Here is a 7623-nt window from a genome sequence, read left to right on the forward strand (position 1 = left end):
ATGAAATAGAAAAAGGGTGCTTATCTAAAATTAGATAAGCACCCTTTTTCTATGACAAAAAAACGACAAAACAAATGAAAAGTAACAGTAATAATATACGTGTAAAATAGCACTTAAAATAAGTTTTAAAATCGCTTTTTCAAGTCACCATCTCTTCTAACTTTTAGACATTCATTATTACTTATGAAAAACCTTGATTTTTCATTTATACTTAGATTCATAGCAGGATTTAACTAAGCTCGTGATTAATTAATAAATACTTAGCTGTTGATGATAGGTATAATCCTTTATAAATTTGCTTATCCATCCCATTAATCCAACTTACCCATGTTTAGATCCAGATTAGAAAGGTGGTAGAAAACTTGAATAAAAGTGAAAACCAAAGTGAAGAAAAGTGTGATATTAACTTGGATAAAGGCTTTACCGTTAAAGAAGTCGCAAGCTTTATTGATGAAACCCCAAACGTCATTAGGAACTGGTTTAAGGAGCTGCGTCAATATATCCCTCACGTAAAGAACGGCAATGGCTATAACGTCTATAAGCGTGAAGGAATAGAACGCTTCAAAGAGATACAAGCTCTTCACCGCGAACAAAATTGGTCCATGAAGCAAATTGAACATTATTTTGCTACTGGTGGAGAATCATTCAAGCCGGAACCTGAAAAGAAAGCAGGCGAAATGATTGCGGAAGAATTGAAGGCCATGCGTGAAGAATTAGCCGTACTTAGGGAAGAAAATCAAGAAATAAAGACTCACTTGGAGAATCAAGAAAACTTTAATAAAGCCTTATTAGAACAACTTCAAAAGTTTGAAAGGGGAAGTGTCGAGCGTGATGATCAATTAACAAAAGCAATTAAAGAAGCCCAGGAACAGAAAAAGTTAATAGCAGCTGCTAACGAAAACCCGGATACTAACCCAGATAAACAAAAAAAGGGTTTCTTTGCTCGACTTATCGGAAAGTGAATAATCAAATTTTTTCAAGAAAAACTATACACCCATTTTGTGGTTATTTATCAAACATAGCAAAACCCTGAATTTGACCAAAATTGGCCGAAATCAGGGTTTTGCTATGTTTAGTAGCTTCCGGTAAGGTGCTTTATGTTAACTAGATTTGTATACAATATATAAAAGAAGAAGGAATATGTTTAAGCATATTCCTTCTTCTTTTAAATTAAATAATGCATCATACTGATAAATTTTCTTACAGTATTTCTTCCAAGTATTTATCTAAGGTTTCACTAACCTTTTTCATCTTATAGGTTAAATCTTTAATTTCGAACATAATCTTTTCTGTATCAACAGTTTCTTCTTCAAATGTATCCACATATCTAGGGATGTTCAAATTGAAATCATTTTCTCTAACTTCTTCTTTCGTTGCTACATAAGCATATTTATCTAATGTTTCATACTTTCGGTAAGTGCAAACTATTTTCTCTATATTTTCTGGACTTAATTTATTACTATGTGTATCACTAACATATTCATGGCTTGCATCAATAAATAAAATGTCATCCCTGTTTCTATTCTTCTTTAAAATAAAGAGTGCTACTGGAACACGCGAGTTATACATCATATTAGGTGGAAGTCCAATAACGGCTTCAATAATGTTATCTTCAACCATAGCCCTTCTAATATCTTTCTCTGTTCCTCCCCTAAATAAGACACCATGTGGAATAATTATAGCAGCTCTCCCATTTATATCATTCATTGCAGAAGCAATGTGTGATATAAATGCGTAGTCTCCTTTTCCTTTTGGTGGGATCCCCCATTTAAAACGGGAAAAATCCTTAATATGGTGCATTTCACTTTTTTCCCACCATGGAAGAGAAGCAACTGTAATATCAAACTTCATTAGTTTTTCCTCTTCTAAGAACTTAGGTTCTGTAATTACATCTCCCCATTCTATTCCGCCAATATTTTTATTCATGCCATTCATAAATGTATTCATTTTACATAATATATAAGCGTTTTTATTTTGTTCTTGGGCATATAAAGAGAAATTTTCGCTTTCAATCAACTTTGCAGTCTCTATTAACAATCCACCACTTCCAGCAACCGGATCATATATTGTCTGTCCGTCTTGAGGGTCTATTAATTTGGAGACTAATCTACACAATTCCAAAGGGGTATAGAAATCTGCTCCTTTTTTCCCAGCATCAATGGCAAACTTATTAAGTATTTGTTCGAATAGTTCTCCAAAAAGGTCAGGGGTTAAATATTTGGGATCTAATTCTATCTTTTTAAACTCTTCTATAAAAATTTTTAGAATGTCACTTTTGCTCTTAGGGTCATCAAAAACAGCATAATCTGCACTGATGAATATTCCATATAATTGGCTGCTATTTTTACCCTCGATTTTCTTTAATGTACTATTAATAATCTTTCCTATATTTGGAGTTTCCCGTTGTTCATAAATAGACTCAAAAGATAAATCTTCAGGTATATATATTGCGTTCTTATTTGCTTGTATAAAGGACTCCCAATCATCATACAGATTTCGATTGTATCTAGAATAATCACTAAGATATTTAAAAAATAAAAAATTTAATACATAATTTCTGTACTCTACACTATCGATAAAACCACGAAATAAATTAGAGATATCCCATAGTTTTTGTAAAATTTTAGAACTATTATAAGCCATAAGTAAATCACTCCTGCCAAACTAGATTTGTTAAAGCATTTTTAACTTGCTTATCCCTTAAAAAAATAAACTCCTCCATCATTTTTCTTTCTTCTAAAGCTAACCTTTGAATCTCTATAAGTTTTCTTTGAACGTTTATTGGAGGAATGACTAATTCTAGTATCTCTAGGTCAGATTTTTTTATAGTTGCTGTCACCATTCCTGCTGCTACTGATTGGAAATATTTCCTTACCACATCTTCCCCTAGATACCAAGCTACATATTCAGGGATTACTATATCCTTTGAGTTTTCATTAATGCTTAATATAAAAAAATGAGCACTTGGCACTAAATTATCTGGTCCTCCGTTAAAGAACCCGGCAGCACACTGACTACTTTGACTACTTTGTGATTTCTTAAATAATATCTCTCCTTTTTTTAAAAGATACTTTTCATCCATTTGTATAGTTGAAAATGTCTTTATATTGTTGAAGTCGATTGAACCACTGACGTCAAGGTTCGTTAAGTTGATAAGTTGATATGTTTCTCCCGGATCTCTAGCTCCTTGGTATCCAGTCCGTATATCACATATTTTTCTCAATAAGGTGCTTTCGTTTTTCAAAATTCATCACCATCCTATAATAAATCATGCTGCATGATTACTTGACCTGATTATAGAACGTGTGGTAATATTTAGTCAAGTTAAAACCATGCAGCATGATTATTATAAACCACATCATGATAATACGTCTTAGATTCTGTAACATACTCGGTATTTAAAAAAATTTTACAGAGAAATAACAAAAAACGGGAGGGAAATACGTATGTTAAAAAAAGTGAATAACTGGGTTGGTACATTGAATGGTGTGGTAATTATAGGACTACTAATTAATTGGTCTAGTAACCCCTTATTAGCGATACTGAAAATGATATTAATCTGGTTATGGATTCATCCAACAACCATCATAATCACTGTGTTAACAGCTTTAAATATTGGATTAGCAATAAAAATAATCAAGTTACAAAGAATAATTAAAAGAGGATAAAAGAACTGTGTTTATATTTCATCAAGGTTTTGAATGTACGATAATATAAATTAACGTACATTCAAAACCTTGATTTCATTGACTTTCCTCATTTTTTCTCTTTATACTGATAAATAAGAAAAAATCATACATTCAGATTGTTGGTACATAAGGGTTTGAATGAAGAAAGGTGGATGAAGATGACGCAACCAAAAGATGTGCAGTCGATCCGTGATCAGCAGCAGTTAGAAGATATGAAATGGGCGTTGAAGCGCCATTGTTCGGAGCGTGATTACATCCTGTTTGTTGTAGGCTGCGAGACCGGCCTACGTGTCGGGGACCTACTCAAGCTCACTACGAAGCCGATTCTAGACCTTAAAGGCAAACAAAACAAGATTCTTCGGGTCAAGGAAGGCAAAACGCAAAAAATCCGCGACATGTATATCGCGAATTGCTTGCGGGAGGTCTATGAGTACGCCAAAAACGTCCATAGTCCCTATTTATTCCCGTCCAGGAAGGGAGATCACCCCATTACCCCTACTCAAGCCTACCGGCAGCTAAATAAAGCCGCAGAGTTCGCTGGCGTAGAGCATGTCGGCAACCATACATTAAGAAAAACGTTTGGCTATTGGTTTTACAAAGCCACGAAGGATATTGCCATGCTGCAACGGATTCTGCATCATTCTCATCCATCCGTTACCCTGCGTTATATCGGCATTACGGAAGAAGAAACGAACAACGTATTGAAACATTTTAGCGTTTTTCACTAATTCAACTTCTTTATTTTCTTCAAGTAATTTTATTCATTTCGATGTAGCAAGAACGTTACTTTAAGAAAAATAGTCAGTCCAATATCAGACCAATTGAGAAAAATCAGGTATCCCATGTCAGCCCACCTATGTAAATTAGGTGTCCCACATTAGCCCACCTGTAAAGAATTCATGTACCCATTAAAACACTAGGCTTTGCCTAGGACCACAACTTAGTTGGGGACAGTTTTTCCTTATGCTCTTCTCTTCTCACTCTATATCCATAGAATTGTTCACCCGGTACATGATAGATTTTTTCTCCCGAGCTTGATGTATTACCTTTAATGTTAAGGCATGCTTTTTCAGCTTTAGCCTGTTGTGCCTTTTCTTTCTCTTCTTGTTCTTTCTTAGCTTTGTCCTTTTCTTCAAGGTAATTGATCCCTGCTATTTTTTTATGTCTTCTTCTCCTAGAGTTTTTGGTCGTCTAAAGAGTGCAAAGTTGAGTAGTATCAATCCAATGCCAATAACTCCGGCAAAGAAAGTTACGATAAATCCCTGTGGAGTTTTAACCACAAGGCTATAGATAAAACACCCCATGAACATCAGCACGATTAGGGTGTGTATCAATCGATATCGTGACATAAAGGCACCTCATCCCTGTGTAATTTTTGCTATATTATACCACTTCCCTTGGCCGAGTTATGGCCACCCCCCGCCAAAATTTTTATACTGGAAATGGGGTAAGGGAAATCCCTGACTACCTTTCGTGGAATTAATATGCCTACAGCAACAGCAGGTGGTTGGCTAGCTCAATTTGGGGAATACTGAATTATTATAACTTTTATGATGTATACTCTTTGTGAACTTAACCCTTTATAATGTACACTCTTTGTGAACTTACTCCTTGTGAACTTTTGAATTTTAAGCTACACTGAGATTAAGATAAACATTAACATTAACATTAACGTTACTTCTAAGTGGATAGACTATAAAGCAAAAAAAAAAGAATCCGGTGTTGGCCCACCTGATTCAAAATTTTCATGATGTTTGTTTTTGATGTCTGTTTACCTTGTTTAATATGCTGGTTAAAACAAAAGTATTGCGACAACTATCTAATCCCACATTAGATAGTTGTTTTTTTTTGTTTTTTTGAATTGCCTAAATATCCAAAAATGATAATCCCTAGTTTAAAGTCAGATTCAGATGTAATGAAGCTTGATAATTCCGTAAAGACATTCGCTAAATCTGAAACTAGCGTTAACAATTCTAATATTTGCATTGATCAGTCCCCCCTTCTCAGCAAGGGACAATCATCAAAAAACGTATTCTAGGTTGCTACTTCTCTATATATCTTTAAATCCAGTTTCTGGCACAAAAGTAAAACTAACCACCAGATCTATTTTAAGTGTACACAGGAAAGCTAAATAAATCAATGTATTGTGTCGTATTAAATATTTCAACTACTATATATTGTGTTTGTTTTGATTAACTTTTAATTTTGTCAAACTATAAATCGATTAATATAGTTAGCAATAGGGAGGAAACTGCCGATTTCCATTAATATTCCATTAAATTTCAATCAATATGAACTTTGCTTTTTGACCACTTTGACCAAACCTAGCTGTATAGGTCCTAAACCAATTTAGTATGGTAGTTCATTTAAAAAAAATTTAACCCTGCTTATTTTCTTCAGGCGAGTTATGGCTAGCCCCCGGCAAAAATTTTCAGAGGAAAAAGGAATAATGGAAACCTCGAAATCCCTAACCACCTCTTCTCCTATATGGCTTCCTATATTGAATTGAGTAAGGTAAGTCCCTGCTTATTGATAGATAATTCGCTTAGAATCAACCTGAGCAGACCCTATTACCCCACAATTAGTACCTCGATTAGCATTTTAATAGTTTGGTCTACGGTTTATGGTTACAGGTAATCTTAGACTGGGAAATTTTTCTTCTTTATTTATGGATCACTTGATATAGTAAGTTAAAAATGTTGAGTGGAGAGAAATGATTAATGGTAAAAAGAACGAAGAAAAAATCAAAGAAAAAATCACAAAGACTAACAGCTCCCCCAAAAAAGTTGGAGCAGGTGTCGAGGAAAAAAAAACTTTTGCTTTCTGTACTTTACGTCGGACTTATTTTGATGATTATACGTATCGTTTGGTTCATCCGGAAATCGATCGATTTAGGTATAGGGGTAGAAATATTTTTATTAGTGTCCATTGTAATACTAATAATTGTAATTATCTTAATTATTCATTTGGAGAAAAAATATCCGAATTATAGCCACCCTTTTTGGGTGATTTTCTTAGGTCTTGTTGTTACATTTGTTGGTTTTACTTTGTCAGGATACTTTCAAGAAGTGGTGAAGAAACCAGAAGAAAAGATCAAACTCCAGCATAGTTTATATATTTTAATTGAGGAATCGGAGGCACAGAAAAGAGGACTAGAAAGAACGATATTGGATTTTCGAACCCTTTTTGAAGAAGACAATGATGAAAAAAAACAATTTTATGTAAGAAAACAGATTAGTGTATACAATGAAAGTGATATGAAAAACTCCGTTGCCTCTGATTTTAGATTTGTTGCCAGGAAGCTTAATAAGGGACATTTTACTTATATTAATATAGCTGACATGGGCTCGGTTTCTGAGATATATAATAGCTTAACCTTTAAGTCTAATGATCCAGAAGAAATGTTACAGAGCTATTCAGAACTTATTTCTCTATATTACCAAGTGAATGAAAGAAGATCCGTTTTAAGTGCGGAGTATAATTATTTGGAGGATGCGAGTTCGAGTGATTATAAGAAAGATCTGAAAAAAAGCCGAAAAAAAAATAAGGATGAGGCGTTGAAGTTAATAGATGATTTTGAGGACTTGATATCCAGAAAATATCCGAAGGTAACTTTAAAAGTTGATAAGAAGAGCCTACTTGAATAGGGGGTCGGCTGCGGTTTATAATTACCAAAATTTGTAGGTCGCTTTTCCCGAACCATGGTGTGTATTTTCCACCCAGCAGTCGGCCAGGTGGGAGGTACCCCCGCCTACGCCAGATATTATGACAGCCACACATGCCATCCAACCCATTGTTATTATAACAGAAAGCGCTTACATTTCCAGGGATTACTAGAAAACAATTGGGCTCTTATTCTACGATTTAGTGTTGCATGGTTGGTCATTTAGTAGTTTCTCCAGAAAGTTAGCTAGGCAGTCTGTGGCCGGGGGGG

8 protein-coding genes are annotated in these 7623 nt (G+C 34.4%); 4 read left to right on the forward strand and 4 right to left on the reverse strand.

Going from position 1 to position 7623, the window contains the following annotated elements; genetic code table 11:
• Positions 1 to 362: 362 nt before the first annotated feature.
• Entirely contained in the window at positions 363 to 962 is a 600-nt protein-coding gene (locus Q0371_RS07220) for a MerR family transcriptional regulator (protein ID WP_298469890.1), read from the forward strand.
• Positions 963 to 1200: 238 nt separating this feature from the next.
• On the opposite strand, the gene Q0371_RS07225 is transcribed toward Q0371_RS07220, so the two are convergent.
• A complete protein-coding gene (locus tag Q0371_RS07225; protein ID WP_298469917.1) occupies positions 1201 to 2643 on the reverse strand; it encodes a type I restriction-modification system subunit M in 1443 nt (480 codons plus the stop codon).
• Positions 2644 to 2650: 7 nt separating this feature from the next.
• Entirely contained in the window at positions 2651 to 3244 is a 594-nt protein-coding gene (locus Q0371_RS07230) for a hypothetical protein (RefSeq protein ID WP_298469920.1), read from the reverse strand.
• 202 nt (positions 3245 to 3446) lie between these two features.
• Here Q0371_RS07230 and Q0371_RS07235 point away from each other — a divergent pair, with 202 nt between their 5' ends.
• Positions 3447 to 3668, forward strand: coding sequence for a hypothetical protein (locus Q0371_RS07235; protein WP_298469922.1), 222 nt, complete (start codon positions 3447 to 3449; stop codon positions 3666 to 3668).
• 179 nt (positions 3669 to 3847) lie between these two features.
• A complete protein-coding gene (locus Q0371_RS07240; protein ID WP_298469924.1) occupies positions 3848 to 4417 on the forward strand; it encodes a tyrosine-type recombinase/integrase in 570 nt (189 codons plus the stop codon).
• Between the two features lie 423 nt (positions 4418 to 4840).
• Here the strand turns inward: Q0371_RS07240 and Q0371_RS07245 are convergent, their stop codons facing one another.
• Both Q0371_RS07245 and Q0371_RS07250 read right to left on the reverse strand, forming a co-directional pair.
• Positions 4841 to 5038 (reverse strand): hypothetical protein, encoded by a 198-nt coding sequence (locus tag Q0371_RS07245; RefSeq protein WP_298469926.1) that lies wholly within the window; start codon positions 5036 to 5038, stop codon positions 4841 to 4843.
• Positions 5039 to 5519: 481 nt separating this feature from the next.
• Positions 5520 to 5675, reverse strand: coding sequence for a hypothetical protein (locus Q0371_RS07250; RefSeq protein WP_298469928.1), 156 nt, complete (start codon positions 5673 to 5675; stop codon positions 5520 to 5522).
• A 734-nt stretch (positions 5676 to 6409) separates the two neighbouring features.
• Between Q0371_RS07250 and Q0371_RS07255 the strand changes: the two genes are divergently transcribed.
• Positions 6410 to 7336, forward strand: a complete 927-nt coding sequence (locus Q0371_RS07255; RefSeq protein WP_298469929.1) for a hypothetical protein — start codon at positions 6410 to 6412, stop codon at positions 7334 to 7336.
• The last annotated feature ends 287 nt before the right edge of the window (positions 7337 to 7623 follow it).

The sequence above is a fragment of the uncultured Psychrobacillus sp. genome, from assembly GCF_938022135.1.
In the GTDB taxonomy this organism is placed as follows: domain Bacteria; phylum Bacillota; class Bacilli; order Bacillales_A; family Planococcaceae; genus Psychrobacillus.

What these genes read in the sequence shown, in the direction of transcription:
- Q0371_RS07225 (WP_298469917.1), bottom strand. Translation starts at nt 2,643, where the DNA reads ATGGCTTATAATAGTTCTAAAATTTTACAAAAACTATGGGATATCTCT.
- Q0371_RS07235 (WP_298469922.1), top strand. Translation starts at nt 3,447, where the DNA reads ATGTTAAAAAAAGTGAATAACTGGGTTGGTACATTGAATGGTGTGGTA.
- Q0371_RS07240 (WP_298469924.1), top strand. Translation starts at nt 3,848, where the DNA reads ATGACGCAACCAAAAGATGTGCAGTCGATCCGTGATCAGCAGCAGTTA.
- Q0371_RS07245 (WP_298469926.1), bottom strand. Translation starts at nt 5,038, where the DNA reads ATGTCACGATATCGATTGATACACACCCTAATCGTGCTGATGTTCATG.
- Q0371_RS07250 (WP_298469928.1), bottom strand. Translation starts at nt 5,675, where the DNA reads ATGCAAATATTAGAATTGTTAACGCTAGTTTCAGATTTAGCGAATGTC.
- Q0371_RS07255 (WP_298469929.1), top strand. Translation starts at nt 6,410, where the DNA reads ATGGTAAAAAGAACGAAGAAAAAATCAAAGAAAAAATCACAAAGACTA.